At 63.5% G+C, this 17,979-nt stretch carries 16 protein-coding genes; 6 read left to right on the forward strand and 10 right to left on the reverse strand.

Going from position 1 to position 17,979, the window contains the following annotated elements:
- On the reverse strand, nt 1-768 hold the full coding sequence (locus KUV72_RS01880; protein WP_222237237.1) for an ATP-binding cassette domain-containing protein: 768 nt from the start codon (nt 766-768) through the stop codon (nt 1-3).
- 367 nt (nt 769-1,135) lie between these two features.
- On the opposite strand from KUV72_RS01880, the gene KUV72_RS01885 reads away from it, so the two are divergent.
- From KUV72_RS01885 to KUV72_RS01895, 3 genes are all read left to right on the forward strand, one after another.
- Entirely contained in the window at nt 1,136-1,747 is a 612-nt protein-coding gene (locus KUV72_RS01885; protein WP_206939619.1) for a superoxide dismutase, read from the forward strand.
- 280 nt (nt 1,748-2,027) lie between these two features.
- Nucleotides 2,028-3,824, forward strand: coding sequence for an ABC transporter ATP-binding protein (locus tag KUV72_RS01890; protein WP_222237238.1), 1,797 nt, complete (start codon nt 2,028-2,030; stop codon nt 3,822-3,824).
- 269 nt (nt 3,825-4,093) lie between these two features.
- Nucleotides 4,094-5,296, forward strand: coding sequence for a hypothetical protein (locus tag KUV72_RS01895; protein WP_222237239.1), 1,203 nt, complete (start codon nt 4,094-4,096; stop codon nt 5,294-5,296).
- Nucleotides 5,297-5,305: 9 nt separating this feature from the next.
- Here KUV72_RS01895 and KUV72_RS01900 read toward each other — a convergent pair whose 3' ends face one another.
- The 4 genes from KUV72_RS01900 to KUV72_RS01915 all read right to left on the reverse strand — a co-directional run bounded on the left by KUV72_RS01900 (nt 5,306) and on the right by KUV72_RS01915 (nt 8,890).
- Complete coding sequence (locus KUV72_RS01900; RefSeq protein ID WP_222237240.1) at nt 5,306-6,610, reverse strand: TRAP transporter large permease; 1,305 nt, start codon at nt 6,608-6,610, stop codon at nt 5,306-5,308.
- Nucleotides 6,611-6,667: 57 nt separating this feature from the next.
- Nucleotides 6,668-7,225 carry a TRAP transporter small permease gene (locus KUV72_RS01905; protein WP_206939612.1) on the reverse strand — a complete coding sequence of 186 codons (558 nt, stop codon included), beginning with the start codon at nt 7,223-7,225 and terminating at the stop codon, nt 6,668-6,670.
- A gap of 80 nt (nt 7,226-7,305) precedes the next feature.
- Nucleotides 7,306-8,292: a TRAP transporter substrate-binding protein gene (locus KUV72_RS01910; RefSeq protein ID WP_222237241.1), complete on the reverse strand. Its 987-nt coding sequence runs from the start codon at nt 8,290-8,292 to the stop codon at nt 7,306-7,308.
- 160 nt (nt 8,293-8,452) lie between these two features.
- Nucleotides 8,453-8,890 (reverse strand): VOC family protein, encoded by a 438-nt coding sequence (locus KUV72_RS01915; protein ID WP_206939600.1) that lies wholly within the window; start codon nt 8,888-8,890, stop codon nt 8,453-8,455.
- A gap of 216 nt (nt 8,891-9,106) precedes the next feature.
- Between KUV72_RS01915 and KUV72_RS01920 the strand changes: the two genes are divergently transcribed.
- The 3 genes from KUV72_RS01920 to KUV72_RS01930 are packed head-to-tail and all read left to right on the forward strand — an operon-like array spanning nt 9,107 to nt 11,519.
- Nucleotides 9,107-9,871 carry a 5-oxoprolinase subunit PxpA gene (locus tag KUV72_RS01920; RefSeq protein ID WP_222237242.1) on the forward strand — a complete coding sequence of 255 codons (765 nt, stop codon included), beginning with the start codon at nt 9,107-9,109 and terminating at the stop codon, nt 9,869-9,871.
- Nucleotides 9,868-10,590, forward strand: coding sequence for a 5-oxoprolinase subunit PxpB (gene pxpB / locus KUV72_RS01925; protein WP_206939596.1), 723 nt, complete (start codon nt 9,868-9,870; stop codon nt 10,588-10,590). The genes KUV72_RS01920 and pxpB overlap by 4 nt, the downstream gene beginning before the upstream one ends.
- The gene (locus tag KUV72_RS01930) at nt 10,587-11,519 is read left to right on the forward strand and encodes a biotin-dependent carboxyltransferase family protein (protein ID WP_222237243.1); all 933 of its coding nucleotides are present in this window, start codon (nt 10,587-10,589) and stop codon (nt 11,517-11,519) included. The genes pxpB and KUV72_RS01930 overlap by 4 nt, the downstream gene beginning before the upstream one ends.
- A 12-nt stretch (nt 11,520-11,531) precedes the next feature.
- On the opposite strand, the gene KUV72_RS01935 is transcribed toward KUV72_RS01930, so the two are convergent.
- The 5 genes from KUV72_RS01935 to KUV72_RS01955 form a co-directional block, all read right to left on the reverse strand.
- Nucleotides 11,532-13,694 (reverse strand): TonB-dependent siderophore receptor, encoded by a 2,163-nt coding sequence (locus tag KUV72_RS01935; protein ID WP_409995878.1) that lies wholly within the window; start codon nt 13,692-13,694, stop codon nt 11,532-11,534.
- A 200-nt stretch (nt 13,695-13,894) separates the two neighbouring features.
- A complete protein-coding gene (locus tag KUV72_RS01940) occupies nt 13,895-14,875 on the reverse strand; it encodes a helix-turn-helix transcriptional regulator (protein ID WP_222161779.1) in 981 nt (326 codons plus the stop codon).
- Between the two features lie 2 nt (nt 14,876-14,877).
- Nucleotides 14,878-15,768 (reverse strand): siderophore-iron reductase FhuF, encoded by an 891-nt coding sequence (fhuF, locus tag KUV72_RS01945; protein WP_222237244.1) that lies wholly within the window; start codon nt 15,766-15,768, stop codon nt 14,878-14,880.
- Nucleotides 15,769-15,842: 74 nt separating this feature from the next.
- The gene (locus tag KUV72_RS01950) at nt 15,843-16,856 is read right to left on the reverse strand and encodes a sucrase ferredoxin (protein ID WP_261317288.1); all 1,014 of its coding nucleotides are present in this window, start codon (nt 16,854-16,856) and stop codon (nt 15,843-15,845) included.
- Between the two features lie 71 nt (nt 16,857-16,927).
- A complete protein-coding gene (locus KUV72_RS01955; protein ID WP_315857835.1) occupies nt 16,928-17,746 on the reverse strand; it encodes an ABC transporter ATP-binding protein in 819 nt (272 codons plus the stop codon).
- Between the last annotated feature and the right edge of the window lie 233 nt (nt 17,747-17,979).

The following is a 17,979-nucleotide window of genomic DNA, read 5'->3' on the forward strand; positions in this document are numbered from 1 at the left end:
TCATTGGACCAGGGCCACGGCGTGCTCGCCACTGGGGTGGGGCATGACCTGCATCGGGATGCCGTAGATATCCTCAAGGACGTCTCCGGTCATCAGTGTCTCCGGGCTTCCCTCGGCGATGACCTGGCCGCTGTGCAGGGCCACCAGGCGGTCACAGAAGCGTGAGGCCATATTGATGTCGTGAAGCACGATGACCACGCCCAGGTCGAGCTCACGGCTGAGCTTCTTCACCAGGGTCATCACCTCCACCTGGTGAGCGATATCCAGGGCTGCCAATGGCTCATCGAGCAGCAGCAGACGGCTGCCCTGGGCCAGCAGCATGGCGAGCCACACGCGAGTACGCTCGCCCCCGGACAGGGTGTCCACCAGGCGCTCGGCAAAGGCCTCGGTGTGGGTCAGTGCCATGGCCCGGCTGACGTGTTCCTGGTCGTCTCGGCGCGAACGCCCAAGCAGTCCCTTCCAGGGGTAGCGGCCAAAGGCGATAAGCTCGCGGCAGGTCAGGTTTTCGGCCCCAGGCAGGTGCTGGGGGAGGTAGGCCACCTCCCTGGCGAAGGCACGGCGCCCCCAGCTTTCAAGGGACTGGCCGTTGAACAGGATGCGTCCTGCGCTGACCGGTTGCTGCTGCGCCATCAGCTTGAGCAGGGTGGACTTGCCCGAGCCATTGTGGCCGATCAAGCCATGCACGCGGCCCGCGTCGAAGGTCAGGCTGGTGGGGGCCAGCAGCGTCTTGCCCGGAATCGTGAAAGAGGCGGACTGAAGGTCGAACATGAACAAGGGCTCCGCTGGGTCGTCCGGGCGATCGGAAATACACTCTTAATGGATAGGAATGGTTATCAATTTGTTTGCTGTTGTCAATCCGATGTGTCATCAGGGAACATCGGGCAGTCGCCGTTGGCTAACCCTTGTAGAAGAGGCGTAAAAGATGCCACCCTGTGGCCTACGGCATCGGGCCTTGCCGGGGTGAGCCCAGGTCGCTGAAGCGACGCCGCTGGACGAGAACTTTTCCAGCGCTGCAGGCGCTAGCGAGACCGTCGCGACTTGCCTATAGTATGAGGCCCACGATGACGCAAGCTGGTGAGTGGGATAGGATTATCCCCCTGAATCAGCCCAACTTTACAAGGAAGGAGGTATCACCATGGCACATACTCTGCCGGAACTGCCCTACGCCTACGACGCACTGGAACCCTCCATCGATGCGCAGACCATGGAGATCCACCATTCTCGTCACCACAACACCTACGTCACCAACCTGAATGGTGCGCTGGAAGGTACTGGTCTTGAAGACCTGCCGGTGGACGAGCTGGTTGCCAACCTTGAGCGTCTGCCCGAAGACAAGCGCCAGCCGGTCATCAACAACGGCGGTGGTCATGCCAACCACTCCCTGTTCTGGACGGTGATGTCCCCGAACGGCGGTGGTAACCCGAAAGGCAAGGTGGCTGACGCCATCGAAAAGGAACTTGGCGGCTTTGATGCCTTCAAGGATGCCTTTACCAAGGCCGCTCTGGGCCGTTTCGGTTCTGGTTGGGCGTGGCTGTCCGTGACTCCGGACGGTGCCCTGGTGGTGGAAAACACCCTCAACCAGGACAGCCCGCTGATGCACGGCAACACCCCAGTACTGGGTCTGGACGTGTGGGAGCACGCCTACTACCTGAAGTATCAGAACAAGCGTCCTGACTACATCGCCGCCTTCTTCAACGTGGTGGACTGGGACGAAGTCGAGCGTCGTTACCAGGCAGCCACTGCCTGATCGACACCGGCATGACGTCATCACGACGTCGTCCGACCTGCTAGCAGGTCACGCGCCGCGGCCCCAGGGCCGCGGCGTTTTGCTGTGTAGTTGCTGTGTAGTTGCTGTGTAGTTGCTGCGTAGTTGCCGCGTATTGCTGGTGTCGGCGGCCGGGTCTCGCCCTGCGCCAGCGTGTTCATGTTGCACGTCATCAACGGCTTCGCATTCTCAGCACCCGTGTCTTCGCCCCGTGCCGAGGACGCGAAGCGCTGGCGCCGATGTAAGCCGCAAGGAGCCAACTGTGTCCACTTCCTCCAGCCTGCAGGCCTTGGGTCGCCTGTTGCGCTATGCCCGGGGCTATCGTCGGCGAATCGTCGCCGCGACCCTGTGCTCGATTATCAACAAGCTGTTTGATATCGCGCCCGAGATTCTGATCGGTGTCGCCATCGACGTCGTGGTCAATCAGGAGCAGAGCTTCGTCGCCCGGTTGGGCTTCGTCTCGGCGTCGTCCCAGATCATTGTGCTGGGGGTGCTGACCTTCTTTATCTGGGCGGGAGAGTCACTGTTCGAGTATCTGTTTCAGATCCTCTGGCGCAATCTCGCCCAGCGCCTGCAGGCGGACCTGCGACAAGACGCCTACGAACACGTGCAGCGTCTGGACATGGGCTTCTTCGAATCGCGTTCATCCGGCGAGCTGGTGGCCACCATGAACGACGACGTCAACCAGCTCGAACGCTTCCTGGATGGCGGAGCCAACTCGCTGATCCAGGTTGGGGTGACCGTCGTAGCGGTGGGGGCCGTGTTCTTCGTGCTGTCCCCGTTGATTGCGCTGCTGGCGTTTACCCCGGTGCCATTGATCCTGTGGGGGGCCTTCGTGTTTCAGCGCAAGGCGGGCCCCTTGTATGCCGACGTGCGCGAAAAGGTGAGCGTGCTCTCCAGTCGGCTGTCGAACAATATTCAGGGCATGGCCACCATCAAGAGCTTTACCGCCGAGGCCCGCGAGGCCGAGCGGCTGAAGGCCGACAGTGAAGCCTATGTGGACGCCAACAGTCGTGCCATTCGCATCAGCTCGGCCTTTATTCCGGTGATTCGCATGGCGATCCTGACCGGCTTCCTGGCGACCTTCATCGTCGGCGGCATGCAGGCGCTTTCCGGCGAACTGAACGTGGGAGCCTACGGTGTATTGGTGTTCCTGACCCAGCGCCTGTTGTGGCCGCTGACAGGGTTGGCCCAGGTCATCGACCTGTTCGAGCGGGCCATGGCCAGCACGCGTCGTATCCTTGATCTGATCGCTACACCCATTCGTGTGCGCGATGACGGTCAGACCACGTTGCCGACCCCGGTCAGGGGGGAGGTGCGGTTCGACAAAGTAAGCTTTCACTACGCCGAGAGCCACGCGGGTATCGATGATGTGGATCTGATGGTGCCCGCCGGACGCACCCTGGCGCTGGTTGGCCCCACGGGTTCCGGCAAGTCCACCCTGATCAAGCTGCTGCTGCGCTTTCACGATCCAGACCAGGGGCAGGTCGTCCTGGATGGCATCCCGGTAACGGAGCTTCGCCAGAATGCGCTGCGCGATGCCATCGGACTCGTCAGTCAGGACGTCTACCTGTTCGAGGGCAGTGTGCGAGACAACATCGCCTACGCACGACCCGAGGCAAGTCTCGATGAAGTCGTCCGTGCTGCCCGCACTGCCGAGGCCTGGGAGTTTATCGAACGCCTGCCCGACGGCCTCGATACTCGAGTCGGCGAACGCGGCGTACGTCTGTCCGGTGGCCAGCGTCAGCGCCTGTCCCTGGCCAGGGCGCTGCTCAAGGACCCGCCGGTGCTGGTGCTGGATGAAGCCACCAGTGCGGTGGACAACGAGACCGAGGCCGCCATCCAGCGCTCGCTGGCGCGGATTGGCAGCGAGCGCACCGTGATCATGATCGCCCACCGTCTGTCCACCATCGTTCACGCCGACGACATCGTAGTGATGGAGCTTGGACGAGTGGTCGAGCGCGGGACCCACCAGCAGCTGATCGAACGCGGCGGACGCTACGCCGCCCAGTGGCAGGTACAGACCGGTGAGGCCGCCCAGTCGGCTCAGGTCATCTAGGCTGTCCGCTGGCGCCATCAGCTCCGCGCCAGCGCCAGCCTCAGAGTAAGCGGCAGTAGCCGTGCCTGTAGCAGAAGTCGTGCCTGCGGCAGAGAAAAGGCCCATCGCGCTTGGCGGCAAAAGTCGCCAAGCGGGCCCGGGGCGTCTAGGGTGAGTAAGTCACTACACACTTTGCTGCGCCGGGACGGCAGGGGGTAGTGACGGAGCCTGATGACCAGGCCAGCTCCCGGTACAACAGCGAGCACATCGCGCTCGCGGGAGGAACTGCCATGGGCATATCGGCCAAGCAGCGTCCCAAGGCCGCTCAATCAGAGCCGCTCGAGACACAATGCCCTGAGACGGAATGCCCAGAGACAGGCAGTCAGGATACGGCCAGCCATGACACGGGCGCGCTCGATACGGGTCGCCACGACAGCAAGCGCTGCGATGCGAATCGCCTCAATACTGACAGTCTCGACGTATCGGAACACTGGGTGTCAGGGGGTGTGGCGCGAGAACGCTCGAGTGCATCGGCCTTGGCGGGTGAGCAAGGGCCTACTCAGCCAAGCCGAGAGCCGCCGAGGTCCGACGACAGTCGCGGCGGCGATCCTTGCGGTGACCGGGTGGATCAGTTGCTGGATGACATGGCGGCCTTGCTGGACTTTGCGCTGGAAGCGGAAGGCGTGCCGCTGGATGTGGATCTTTCCGCGTATTATCGGGCGCGCCAGCAGCAGAGGCAGAACGTGCCGTTAAGTGGCGCCGACATCGACGGTCTGGTCGCCTGTTACCGGGAGCTGTCGCGCCGCTACCCGGGCATCTCCCCACGCACCTTGGCGGCGACACGTCCCAGCCGGGAAAGCGGCAGACTTCGCGATAGCCGTACCGGGCGCTACCTGATGCGGCTGTGGCAGTGCACCGCGGCGGTGGTGATGCTGGCCATCATCTCCAATGTAATGATGTCAGCGATCGGCGCGGAGGCAGGCATGACGGTTGGCGCTGGTGCGCAGGCCACTATCCTCGGATTTCTCTACGAAGGTCTGCGTCACACCGAGGCGTTTCTGTATGGAGCGCTCGGGGCCTTTGCCTTTGTGCTGCGGGTCACCGCCAGCCGACTCTACAGTCGTACCTTCGACCCGGCGCGTATTGGCGAGCACGTCAATCGCATCGTGCTCGGCACCCTGTCGGGAGGGGCGATCGTGCTGTTCGTTTCTCAGATTCCCAGCGACAAGGGCGCAGAGGTCGCGCTCAGCGGCGCCGCCCTCGGATTTCTCGCCGGCTACAGTATCGACTTTCTGTTCGGCACGCTGGACCGAATGATTCGCGCCTTGCTGTCCGATGGCAGCACCGACAGTGCCAATCGTGCGGCACGGGCAAGGCGTGACGCCGATGTGGTGGAAACCCTGGACGAGTTGATGAGCCAGCAGACCGACGCCGAGACCCGGCGCCGGCTTGAAGGCATCATCGAGACGCTGAGACAGCGCCAGCGAGTCTGAAAACGGCGGCTATCCGCTCATCGCCTGGGGCAGGTAGGTAGCGATGCCGGGGAACAGGCTCATGATCACGATGGCCACGATCATCAGCAGGAAGAAGGGCACCGTGGCACGGGTGATCGACATGATGTCGCGGCCGGTGAGTCCCTGGATCACAAACAGGTTGAACCCTACCGGCGGGGTGATCTGTGACATCTCGACGACGATGACCAGGTAGATGCCGAACCAGATCAAGTCGAAGCCGGCCACCTCGATCACCGGCATGATGATCGAGGTCACCAGCAGGATCAGCGAGATACCGTCGAGGAAGCAACCCAGCACCAGCAGGAACAGGGTCAGGACCACCAGTAACCAGGCCGGTGACAGGCCCATGGCGCCGATCTTCTCGGCCAGGTCCATCGGCAGCTGGGTAAAGCTCATGGCGGATGCCAGGAAGGAGGCCCCGGCAATGATGAAGGCGATCATGCAGGAGGTCCGCACCGCGGCAAACAGCGCCTCCTTGAAGATGGCGGCGTTGAAGTGGCCGTTGGCCCTGGCGATCAGCATGGACAGTACGACGCCGGACGCAGCGGCCTCGGTGGGCGAGGCGAGCCCGCCGTAGATGCTGCCAAGAATACCGCCGATCAGTGCCAGCAACGGCAGCAGCTGCAGGCTGCCGGTAAGCTTCTGGCGCAGCGGCATGGCGCTGTCGCGCTTGCCCACCGCGCCCCGCCGATTGCCTACCAGCAGTGACCAGCCGATGACATAGGCCATGAACAGCCCCAGCAACAGCAGACCGGGTCCGACGCCTGCGATGAACAGTCGCGAGATCGACTGCTCGGTGACGACGCCATAGACGATCATCATGATCGATGGCGGAATCAACAGGCCCAGGGTCGAGGCGCTGGCCAGTGTGCCGATGGCCAGATCGTCGTCATATCCTCGGCTCTTGAGCTCAGGCAGGGTCATCTTGCCGACGGTGGCGCAGGTCGCCGCAGAAGAACCGCACACTGCCGCGAATAGCCCACTGCCGATGATGTTGGAGTGCAGCAGGCGTCCAGGAAGTCGGCCGAGCCAGGGCGACAGCGCCTGGAACATGTTATTGGCAAGCCCCGAACGGAACAGGATTTCGCCCATCCACACGAACATCGGCAGGGCGGTCAGGTCCCAACCGTAGCTCGCGCCCCAGAAGTCGGACGCCAGGATAGGTCCGGGCGCCAGGGGAAAGAACAGCGTCAGCACGATAAAACCGGTGCCAAGCAGGGCGTAGGCGATCCATACGCCGCTGCCCAGCAGCAGTGCCAGGGCCAGCAGGGTAACCAGACTGATGATCAGCATAGCGACGGGCTCTCCACGCAGGGGTAGCAAGGGGGCCGTGCGACAGGGCAGGGGATGTCAGTCATGGCCAGCCTCATCATCCGGGGCCTGGAAGCGTTGTGGTGCCTGCAGCGCCTGGCGTGCGGTATCGATCAAGGCCTCGGCCAGAGCGAGGCTCATCATGACCATGCCGATCAATAGCACCAGCTGCGGAATCCACAGGGGGATGGCCAGCAGCCCCGACGAGACGTCGTCGTATTCCAGGCTCTCCTGCATCAGCTGCCACAGCGACACGCACAACAGCGCATTGAGCGCCGAGGCGATCAGCAGACAGGCAAGTTCGGTAAAGGCCCGCACCGCCGCAGGAAGACGCTGAATCACCAGCGACATGCGGATATGGGCATGATGGGTGAAGGTGTAGGCCATGCCGAGGAAGGTCGCGCCCACCAGCAGGAAGGAGGCCAGCTCCGATACCCCGGTGATTTCGAGGCCCAGGCGCGAGCTGCCGGCCATGACCAGTACGGCGTCCAATAGACGAAACAGTACCTGCAGGGTGATCAGCGTGCAGATGGCGACCATCGAGGCGGCCGCTCCCCATCCGCCCAGGCGGTAGATGGGCATCAGGCGAAATGTCATGAGTATGCTCCCACCGGAGGGCGGACAGGATCAATCAGCGCGGATGGCCTCCAGCGATCGGCAATCCGCGCTGCCTTGGCTCACTCGATGTTGCTGCGGTATTCCTCGATCAGCGCCTTGGCGCGATCATCCGCGCGGCTCTCCCAGTCCTTAAAGAGGGCGTCACCGGCCTCGGCGAGCGCGGCAGCGATCGCCTCATTGGGCTCGGAAATCGTGATGCCATTCTCCTCAAGGGCCTGGGCGCTGCCTTCCATGTCGGCCTTGCTGGCTTCCCAGCCACGCTGTTCGGCCTGGGCGGCGGCCTCCAGCAGTGCGTCCTGAGAGGCCTGGTCGAGACGGTCGAAGGCCTTCTGATTGACGAAGATGATGTTCTTCGGGATCCACAGGTTGGCATCGGTGAAGTGGGACACGTAGTCCCACGCGGCCATGGACTCACCGGTCGACACTGAGGTGATCATGGCGTCGACGCGTCCCGTGGAGAAGGCCGTCGGAATATCCGACTCCTCGGTTTCGGTGGGTAGGCCGCCGAGATTCTCGGTCAGGCGCTGGGTATTGATGTTGGGAGCACGCACCCTGAGCCCTTCAAACTGGGCTGGATCGTCGAGCGCGATGTCGGTGTAGATGCCTTGGGAGGGCCAGGGCACCGCGTACAGCGGTTTCATGCCCTGTTCAGCGAACAATTCTTCAATGACGGGCTTGCTTGCCTGCCACAGCGCCCAAGCCTCGTCGTAGCTGCCGGCGAGGCCCGGCAGGGTGTCGAGTTCAAAGACGGGGGATTCGTTGGACAGGATCGACAGGAAGATCTCGCCGGCCTGGACGGTGCCACGCCTGACCGATGGCTTGATCTCGCCATGGCTGATCAGCGAGCCACCCGAGTGCACGGTGATATCCAGCTCACCATCGGTGGCCTCGCGGACATCGTCAGCGAACTGTTTGGTGTTGACGGTGTGAAAGCTGGCGTCGCCATAGGGCGTGGCCAGGTTCCAATCGGCGGCCTGGGCGGCGGATGCCAGGCCCGTCAGTGAGGCAACGGCAACCGCCAGACGAAGAGAGCGGAGACAGGGCATGATGGCGAACCTTGTTGTTGTTGAGTGTGTTGTTGAGTTTGTCGTCGAGTGAGTCGTTGAGTCTGTTGTCGAACCTACCGATGAGGCGATGCTTGCGTCAGCGTCAGTGAAGGCGGCGTTGAAGATCAACCGACACCACTGACGCAGCCCGGCCCGGTGGTCAGGCCTTCTTGAACAGCTGGCTGTCGCGATCCTTGAACGCCTTGAATTCTAGCGCGTTGCCGGAAGGGTCCTTGAAGAACATGGTCGCCTGCTCGCCCGGCTCGCCCTTGAAGCGAATATAGGGTTCGATCTCGAACTCCACGCCGTGGGACTTGAGCTTGTCGGCCAGGGCTTCCCAGGCTGGCATCTCGAGGACCACGCCGAAGTGCGGTACCGGCACTCCGTGACCGTCGACCGGATTCTTGTGGGCAGCGCTGGCGGCATCCTTGAGCGCAGGATTCAGATGGCAGACGAACTGATGGCCGTAGAGGTCGAAGTCGACCCAGGACTCGGAGCTGCGGCCTTCGGGGCAGCCGAGAAAGTTGCCATAGAATTCGCGGGCTTCGTCGATATCGCGGACCTGGATGGCCAGATGGAAAGGATCGCTGACAGCCATGGGGAGTCTCCGGTTGGATAGGGCGTTATTGACAGGGTAGTGTCAGTGATTCTTGGCCGGGTGAGCTGCTGTCGTCAATCTTGACGCTGAATTTGTTGCTGCGCAGCGATGACGCGAGTCTCGGGGCGATGCCGGTACGCTGCCCGGCGGCTTGATCGAGAATTCAGACAGCGACATCATTCAATGACACTTCATCGACAACAATAAGGTGGCCCTATGCCGATCCCCCTCCTCAACTGCGATGTCGGCGAGAGTTTCGGCGCCTGGAAGATAGGCCGCGATGCCGACGTGATGGCGTATATCGACTGCGCCAATATTGCCTGCGGCTTCCATGCGGGCGATCCCGACGTGATGCGTCGCACCGTCGGCCTGGCGGTGGCCAACAACGTGGCCATCGGTGCGCACCCCGGCTACCCGGACCTGGTCGGGTTTGGACGGCGCAGCCTGGCGGTATCGCCGTCCGAAGCGGAGAACCTGTTGCTGTATCAGATCGGCGCGCTGGATGGTGTGTGTCGAGCGGAAGGCTCTCGAGTCCGCTATATCAAGCCCCATGGTGCCCTGTACAACGATATGGCGGTGAACAGCCCGGCGGGCCAGGACCTGCTGCGCGCGACCATGCGCGCCGTGCGTGCCTACGATGCCAGCCTGCCGCTGCTGGTGATGTCCACCGCCGTTACCGATGACGTCCGGGCGTTGGCGGCGGAGGAGGGCGTTTCCCTGTGGTTCGAAGTGTTCGCCGATCGAGCCTACGACCAGCAGGGGCGGCTGGTGTCTCGGCGCGAACCGGGAGCGGTGCATCACGATGAGTCGACCATCGTCGCCCAGGCGGTCACGCTGGCCAAGGGGGAGCCTCTGGCGGCCCGAGACGGGACCTCGCTGCAACTGCCTGCGGATACGCTGTGCGTGCACGGTGACAACGAAAGCTCCGTGGCCGCCGTCCGGGCCATTCGTGAGGCCTTCGACCGACTGGAGGAGGCATGACGCCACGCCCACGACTGGAGACAGTCGCCTTCGATAGCCTGATCGTCAGGCTGTTTGATGCCATCGACGAAGCGCATATGCCCTGGGTGCTGGCGGCCACCAACGCGATTCGCCAGCGCCTTGGCGACGCTGCCCTGGAGGTGGTGCCGTCCTACACCACGGTACTGGTCCAGATCGATATCCAGCGACTGTCGTTGGCGGAGGCCCGGACACGCCTCATGGCGGCACTTGATGGACTGTCACCCCAGGCGGCGGAACAAGGCACCCTGCATGAGATTCCTGTCTGGTACGACCCCTCCGTCGGTCCTGAGCTAACGCTGATGGCGCGCCGCTCCGGGATGACGGTCGAGGAGGTCGTCCGCCGTCACTGTGCGCGTGACTACAGCGTCTTCGCGTTGGGCTTTGCGCCTGGCTACGGCTTCATGGGGCTGGTGGAGGAGGCCCTGGCGACGCCACGTCTGGAGACCCCTCGGCAAAAAGTGGCCGCTGGCAGTGTCGGTATCGCGGATCGCCAGACGGCGGTTTACCCGGCTCCTTCTCCCGGTGGCTGGAACCTGATCGGGCGAACCGCGGTGAAGCTGTTTGATCGCGAGCGCGAGGGCTACACCCTGTTCAAGCCCGGTGATCGCGTGCGCTTTGTGGCCATCGACCGCGCTACCTTCGAGGCGCAGGGCGGCGACACCACCCCCCAACCCCCGGCCGAGGAGAGCGGCGCATGAGCCTCAAGGTGGAACGTGCGGGACCCATGGCACTGGTGGTCGATGGTGGACGTGGTGGGGTGCGTCATCTTGGCGTGACCCAGGGCGGCGCCATGGACTGGGTGGCGCTTGGGTGGGCCAACTGGCTGCTCGCCAATGCTCCGGACGCCGCTGGTCTCGAAGTCATGGTGGGGGGGCTTGAGCTGGTCGCCGAGGCCGATATCTGCGTGGCGCTGGCGGGGGCGGATCTCGCTGCGCGACGTGACGGCGAGGCCATTGCTCCCGGTCAGGCACTGACGTTGAAGCAAGGACAGCGACTGGTCTTCGAGCGTCCCAGCAAGGGCCTACGCGCCTATCTGGCGCTCCCTGGGGGCGTGGCCGGAGAAGCGGTGATGGGGAGTCTTTCGAGTACCGTGCGGGAAGGCCTGGGCGGTCTGGATGGCCTGGGACGTCCCCTGGTGACGGGTGACCGCGTGGAGGCAAAGGCGCCACACCAGCGTGTGAACGCACGAGAGCTGGCCCCAAGCGCGGCAACGCTGGCTGCCTCGTCGGAGCCGCTCGAGCTGGCGCTGGTAACGGGCGCTCAGCTCGCAAGCTTCGACGGACACAGCCTTTACCGTGCCTTCAACGAGGACTGGACCATCGATCAGCGTGCCGACCGCATGGGCATTCGCCTGACCGGGGCGCGCCTTGAAGGCCGCATGAAGGGCATGGTGTCGGAGGGTATTCCGCTGGGTGCGGTGCAGGTGCCCCCCGACGGCCAGCCGATCATCCTGATGAACGATCGTCAGACCATCGGCGGCTACCCGCGTCTGGGTGCGCTGACGCCGCTTGCCTGTGCACGCCTGGCCCAGTGCCTGCCCGGGACACGGGTCCGCTTCAAGGCGGTGTCTCCCGAACAGGCACGGCGGGACCATCTGCAGTGCCTGCATGCATGGCGTACTGAGTGATCGCCGTCAGACTCAGAACTGATAGCTCACGGTAGCACTGACGCTGCGCTCGGCGCCGAAGTAGCAGAACTCGAGGGAGTTGCAGGAGGCGACGTAGTCTTCGTCCAGCAGGTTGTTGACGTTGAGTCGAGCGCTCACGCCCTCAAGTCCGACGCGGCTGAAGTCGTAGCCAAGGGTGGCATCGACCAGGGTGTAGTCCGGAACCGACTTGGTGTTGGCGCGATCTGCCTGGATATCGGCGTGGTAACGCACCCCCAGGCCGGTGTTCAGGCCGGCCAAAGGTCCGCGGGCGACATCGTAGTAGCCCCACACCGAAGCGATATGCTTGGGTGAGTAGATGGCGTCGTTGCCCTCTTCACCGGGGACATCGCTCTCCTCGTAGGTAATGTCGGTGTAGGCGTAGCTCGCCTGCATGCTCAACTCGTCGGTGAATTGGGTGCGGGCTTCAAGCTCAATGCCTTGGGACTCGATCTCACCAATGGCGCGGTAAGGATCCGTGGGCTGCTCCTTGGTCGCCACGTTGTCTTGAGTGATGTGGAACAGGGCGATGGAGTATTGGTCCTGGGTGCCCAGCGGCTGATATTTCAGGCCGGTTTCCACCTGCTCGCCTTCCATGGGCTCAAGCAGATCTCCTGATGCATCGACGAAGCTGGTCGGAGTGAACACCGTGGAGTAGCTGACGTAGGGCGAGACGCCGTTATCGAAGGCGTAGAGAAGGCCGGCCCGTCCACTGAACTGAGTTTCATCCAGTTCGGAGCTGTCACCGCTATCGCGATTGGTATTCTCGATGTCGACCCAGTCGTAACGGCCACCAAGGGTCAGATGCCAGCGGTCCCAGCTGATCTGGTCCTGCAGGTAGACGCCGGTCTGCTCGAGCTCGTGGGTCTCGCGGGTGGTCACCGCGATGTCGCCGACGGGGCCTGCACCGTAGCTGGGGTTGAAGGCATTGATCTGCGGGAAGGCGCCACTGGACCAGGTCACCTCGTTTTCCCGTGTCTGATAGTCGACCCCCGTCAGCACGCGGTGGTTGAGCCCGCCGGTGGTGAAGCTGGCCTCGAGCTGGTTGTCTACCGTCCAGGCTTCCAGGTCCTCATCGGCGCCTGAATAGTAGCGATAGAGCTCAGTGTCGTTGGCCCAGCCATAGGCATAGACCTGGTCCATGGTGACATCCGACTCCAGGTACCTGAGCTTCTGGCGAGCGATAAGCCCGTTGCCGAAGCGATGCTCCAGCTCATAGCCGAAGAGGTTCTGGTCACGCTCGAAGTTGTCGTAGTCGTCTTCGCCTTCGAAGAAGGTGTTGTCGATGTGCTGGCCGGCGTGGCTGGTCACGGTGCCCTCGTAGGGCAAGCCCGCGTGATAGCCGCCTTCGGGTTCACGAGACAGGTAGGCGTTGAGGTTCAGGGTGGTCGCGTCGGTGATGTCCCAGGTCAGTGACGGTGCGATGGCATAGCTTTCTTCCTCCACCGGGTCGAACTGGGTATCGGCGGCGCGGGCGACGCCGGTCAGGCGGAAGGCGGCGCGCTGTCCTTCGTCGACGCTACCGGTGATATCGAAGGCCGCACGGCGCTGGTCGTTGTTGCCAAAGCCGACCTGGACCTCTCCGGTGGGGGTATCGGTGAAGGTCGGCCGCTTGCTGGTCAAGGCCACCAGGCCACCGGGGGAGGCTCGACCGTAGAGCACCGAGGCCGGGCCCTTGACCACCTCGACACTTTCCAGCATCCACGGGTCAATCTTCAGTGAGCTGTAGCTGTTGCTGTCGCCCATCAGTTTCAGGCCGTCGAGGAAGGTATTGCTCACGCTGCCGTCAGAGAAGCCGCGCAGAACGATGTAGTCGTAGCGGTTGGATGCACCGATCTGATTGGTATAGACCCCTGGGGTGTAATCCAGAGCCCGCTGCACGGACTGGGCACCGCGTCGCTCGATGTCCTCGGCGCTGACGCTGGAGGTGGCCTGCGGGGTCTCCAGAAACGGCGTGTCGGTCTTGGTGGCGGCTTCACCGGTGACCGTCATGGTGCTGAGTTCTGCGCTGTCGGCCGCGCTGTTGTCGGCGGCTTGTGCCAGGGCGTTAGCAGAGAGCATCAGCGACGACAGGCCAAGCATCGCCAGCGATGCACGAGAGATGGCGGTCGCGAGTGGCGTCGACGCCCATTGGCGGCGCAGGCCGGGGGAGGTCATTGTGTTCATGGAAGGGCTTACCGTATGAGTCGAGCCAGGAGATGGCGTTGGAAGCGTGCTTTTCGGTAATGCGAATTATTCCATTTTAATGGCGCTATCTTCCTATGCGTATCGCCAAGATCCTTATGCGCGGTGACAGGCTGTTGAACGATTGCCGTGCCAAGCTGGTGGGAGTGCTGCGGCTATGCGTGAGCCACCGCCTAGCCGATATCCCTGGGGGATACCCCGAAGCGACGGCGGAAGGCGGTGGAAAAATTGGAAGCATGGCCGTAGCCGCTGTCGAAGGCGGCCTGCTGTACGCTGGCGCCACGAGACAGCAGCTCATAGGCCAGCATCAGGCGGCGTTCGCGCAGGTAGTCGAAGACCGAGACACCGAACAGGCGCTGGAACTTTGCGCGTAGACCGGATTGGCTCATGGAGGCGAGCTCGGCGAGTTGCTCGAGGCTGTAAGGGTGAGCAGGGGCATCGTGCAGGGTTTGACGTACCCGCTCCAGGCGCTGGCGTTCTGCCAGCTGCAGACCGCTTTGATGCGCTCCGGGATGACGCAGGCCATGGGCCAACAGCTGCAGTCCGATCGCCTCCAGCAGCAGCTGGCGCTGTCCTGCCGAGGGTTGCGGCGTGACCGCCTGCTCAAGCATCGGTGCCAGATAGCCGGGCAGGGGCCAGACATGCAGGTGAGGGCGCGGCGAGTCGAGTAGTTCGGTGATCTCAGGACGTTGGCTAAGCGCGTGGATGGCCGCTTCGTCGAGGGACAGGTTCAGCGTGCGCAGGCGCTGGCCGGCGTCCTGGTGCACACGCAGGGCCACCTGGTCGGCGAGCCTGGCGCTGAGCGCGCTGCCGGCGGAGAGGCGCTGGCGACGCCCGCCCTGATCTACCTGAATGGCGCCCTCCAGGACGACGCAGACGAACAGGGGGGAGGCCATGGTGGAGCAGGAGTCATACGGCGTCAGCACCTCGACGTCGGAAAACGTCAGATGCCAGCCAGGGCGTACCTGCTCCTCGATCACACGCCCCCTGAGCACGGCCAGGTCGCGGGCCACCTGGGGCGAGCGCATGCCGGCGAAGCGATAGTCGATGCCGTGGCGTTGGGCAAAGCCAAGAAAGTCACCGGCGCGAATGAGGCGTGGCTGGATGCCTTCGGCAGGCGCGCCGACGAGAGGGCGGGATCGGGCTGGGGGCATGGTCAGCCGGCGGCAACGCGAGACGTGGCGTTGCGCAAGGAGGGCCGACGCGCTTGGCGCTCACCATCGTCCTTGGCCGCAGGGAAGGACTGCACCACGCTGGTGGTGTCGCCAGACTGGCGCTGGTTCTGGTTCTGGCGCTGGTTCTGGCGCTTAGCCGCGGCGCGGGCTGCCAGGGCATTGTCATCCAGCGGGCAGGTGCCGCAGTAGGCCAGGTCATCCAGGCGGTAGCGTAGGCAGCATACGCGGCGAATGCGCTGGGTCTCGCCTTGATCGTCCTGGAGGTAGCGAACCGGCATGAACAGAGGGTTGCGCCGGCCATCGGGATACACCCGGTGATCGAGCAGCCGCAGCGCTTGCTCGGCGGCGTCGGGTGAGCCCATGGGGTGTGTGTGAGCCCCACGGGCAAAGTAGTCGAAGTAGCCGCCGAAGTTGCTCCAGAATACCTTGGGCGAGGCGCCGGAAACGCAACCCAGCATGTCGATCAAAGGAGCAATATGGCCTTGCAGCAAGCGCTCGAAGCGCTCGAAAGCATCCAGTGATGGCAGCGGGGTGCCCTCATGGCGTAAGGCAATGCCGTGGGTGCAGCCTGATTCGTTGAGATAGATCCCCATTTCGTCCAGTGCCACCGGCAGGTCCCGCTCCAGCAGCAGGTTGGACGCCAGTGTGTGGGCGGCAAGCTGGCTGAAGTGCCATTTCGACCACAGTGAGGCAACGGCCTTGAGATCCTCTCCCTTGAACTGCGTGGTGTAGCGCTCGATCAGCTCGTCCAGCACGCCAGGCTCGAGCAGTGTCTCTGCTGGCATGGCGTCGTCGGGCAAGGTCGCTGCCACAGTAGGCACCGTGAGGTGTTCCAGGGGACCGCAATACAGACGGGAAAGCGCTGATGTCATGGGGCGTCCTGCAGGCCGGAGGCTTGAGGTCGAAAGACCAACGGCGACTACAGTAGATTAAATGCGAATTGTTATCAAGGGCAGTGATTCTCGTTAGCTGGCACTACTCTGATGGCTCGCCACACCTGGCTTGCGCTCGGCCCTTCTGCCAGATCCGAGCACATGTCCACGCGATCAAGGGTCATCGAGCGACATAGCACTTGCGCATGGCCCTCATGGACGACGCCTTCATGGTCAGTCGATTTCCAGTGCCAGTGAATGCTGGCGCTATCGGCATCGGCGGTGGTTCCAGCGTCGGCGCCAGCCACGTCCTCGACCAGTGTCAGCTGCACGCCACCGGCGGCGCTGGTGGCGTCGTGCTCATCGAGCCAGCCGAGCAGGGCGACCTCGGCACACTGCTGTACCGGTGTCAGCGCGGACGCGCCACGGTAGCCGGGTAGATAGCGCCTGCCCTGAGCTTCGGCCTGCAGCATGGGCAGCGCGTGCTCGGGATCGATACGGCCGTACTTGCGCACCGGAGACAGCACGATGATGCTGGCGGCGAAGCGGCAGCCACCCAGGTGGCTGCTTTCCCACACGTCAAACGGCAAGCGCTGCTGCTCGACCGCGTGCGCCAGGGCCTTGTAACTGCGAAAGCCATAGCGTGCGCAGCACTTGTCCTTCTTGCCATGGGTACAGCACAGCACCACATCGTCGCGTTGGGGGAGCGATGGCCAGGCGGACAGGTCGGAACCCGAGGCCAGCGCCTCGGCGAACGCCAGCAGGGCATCGAGATCCAGACGCAGGCGCTGGCGCTCTGGCATCAGCATGACCTCGTGGAGGCCGTCTGGCTGGTCGCGCCGGTGAATCAGATTGACCCGGCGACCGCTTGCGGCCAACCCATCCAGGCTGTCTTTCAGGCGCTGTGGCATGTCGCTGGCGTGGCGCAGGTTGCGCTGCCATTTGGCCCGGGGCCAGCTGATCAGCAGGTTGCGCTCGGCGTGGGCGCCGCTGCCGGGCAAGGGATCGTCCAGCTGGCGGCTCAGGTCGGTGCAGAAGGTCTTGTTGATCACGGCGGTATTGATGGTGGTGTGGCTGGCGCTGTTCATATCGGCACGGGGATTGCTCTCACGATACTGGTTTTCACGAGGCGGGATTTCACGGTGCGTGGGGTACCGTCTCAGGAAGGCCGCGTGCAGGCGGCGGCTTGGTCGCGGTCTTCCAGCAGTGGGCTGCCGGCCCTGTCCGAGCGTCGCTTGAGCGGCACGCACAGCGGTCTGCCGCTGGCCGGGTCGTGAATCACCTGGGCGTCCAGGTCGAAGACCTGCTTGAGGTTGGCGCGGGTAAAAACGTCAGCCGGCGTGCCGCTGGTGATGATGCGGCCGTCCCGCAACATTACCAGTTCGTCGGCGTAGGCGGCCGCCAGGTTCAAGTCGTGGAGCACCAGCAGCAGGGTGCGACCCTGGTCGTGGGCAAGGCCGGTCAACAGCTCGAGCAGATCGACCTGAACCTTGAGATCGAGAAACGTCGTGGGCTCATCGAGCAAGATCAAATCGGTCTGCTGGGCCAGGACCATGGCGATCCAGCAGCGCTGGCGCTGACCTCCGGAGAGGGCGTCCACGTGACGATCGGCGAACTCGGTCACGTGGGTGTAGGCCATGGCTTCGGCGATGACCTCGGCGTCACGACGAGCGTCGCGCTGCCATAGGCGCTGGTGCGGGAAGCGCCCCATGGCCACCAGTTGGCGCACGCTGAGGCCTTCCGGGGCGGTCGGTCCCTGGGGCAGCAACCCCAGCCGTTTGGCCACCTCTCGGGTCGACTGATGGTGGATCGCCTGGCCATCCAGCAGCACCTGACCCGACTGCGGGCTAAGCGTTCTCGCCAGTGTCTTGAGCAGCGTCGACTTGCCACTGCCGTTGGGCCCAAGCAGTACCGTCAACTTGCCCGGTGCGATGGTGATGTCGACGCCATCCAGCACCACCCGGTCTTCGTATCCCACTGTCAGGGCTGTCCCCTGAAGTCGATGTGACGCTGCCTGGCGAGGGGCCGGGCGCGAAGGCTTTGGCGGAAAAGAGGGGGACGACGACATGGGCGCGTCTCTGCTGAGGGCGAAATGGCTGTCGAAGGTATGACAAAACATTCTCATTTTCAATCTGGCGAAACAGCTTGCAGCACTGTTCGTGCGCTTTTGACCAGTCGTTTAAGCACAAAAACTTGTGAGGTTATGACGAA

Source organism: Halomonas sp. DP4Y7-1 (genome assembly GCF_019800705.1).
GTDB classification, from domain to species: Bacteria; Pseudomonadota; Gammaproteobacteria; order Pseudomonadales; family Halomonadaceae; genus Halomonas; species Halomonas litopenaei_A.

What these genes read in the sequence shown, in the direction of transcription:
- KUV72_RS01880 (WP_222237237.1), bottom strand. Translation starts at nt 768, where the DNA reads ATGTTCGACCTTCAGTCCGCCTCTTTCACGATTCCGGGCAAGACGCTG.
- KUV72_RS01885 (WP_206939619.1), top strand. Translation starts at nt 1,136, where the DNA reads ATGGCACATACTCTGCCGGAACTGCCCTACGCCTACGACGCACTGGAA.
- KUV72_RS01895 (WP_222237239.1), top strand. Translation starts at nt 4,094, where the DNA reads ATGGGCATATCGGCCAAGCAGCGTCCCAAGGCCGCTCAATCAGAGCCG.
- KUV72_RS01900 (WP_222237240.1), bottom strand. Translation starts at nt 6,610, where the DNA reads ATGCTGATCATCAGTCTGGTTACCCTGCTGGCCCTGGCACTGCTGCTG.
- KUV72_RS01905 (WP_206939612.1), bottom strand. Translation starts at nt 7,225, where the DNA reads ATGACATTTCGCCTGATGCCCATCTACCGCCTGGGCGGATGGGGAGCG.
- KUV72_RS01910 (WP_222237241.1), bottom strand. Translation starts at nt 8,292, where the DNA reads ATGCCCTGTCTCCGCTCTCTTCGTCTGGCGGTTGCCGTTGCCTCACTG.
- KUV72_RS01915 (WP_206939600.1), bottom strand. Translation starts at nt 8,890, where the DNA reads ATGGCTGTCAGCGATCCTTTCCATCTGGCCATCCAGGTCCGCGATATC.
- KUV72_RS01920 (WP_222237242.1), top strand. Translation starts at nt 9,107, where the DNA reads ATGCCGATCCCCCTCCTCAACTGCGATGTCGGCGAGAGTTTCGGCGCC.
- pxpB (WP_206939596.1), top strand. Translation starts at nt 9,868, where the DNA reads ATGACGCCACGCCCACGACTGGAGACAGTCGCCTTCGATAGCCTGATC.
- KUV72_RS01930 (WP_222237243.1), top strand. Translation starts at nt 10,587, where the DNA reads ATGAGCCTCAAGGTGGAACGTGCGGGACCCATGGCACTGGTGGTCGAT.
- KUV72_RS01935 (WP_409995878.1), bottom strand. Translation starts at nt 13,694, where the DNA reads ATGACCTCCCCCGGCCTGCGCCGCCAATGGGCGTCGACGCCACTCGCG.
- KUV72_RS01940 (WP_222161779.1), bottom strand. Translation starts at nt 14,875, where the DNA reads ATGCCCCCAGCCCGATCCCGCCCTCTCGTCGGCGCGCCTGCCGAAGGC.
- fhuF (WP_222237244.1), bottom strand. Translation starts at nt 15,768, where the DNA reads ATGACATCAGCGCTTTCCCGTCTGTATTGCGGTCCCCTGGAACACCTC.
- KUV72_RS01950 (WP_261317288.1), bottom strand. Translation starts at nt 16,856, where the DNA reads ATGAACAGCGCCAGCCACACCACCATCAATACCGCCGTGATCAACAAG.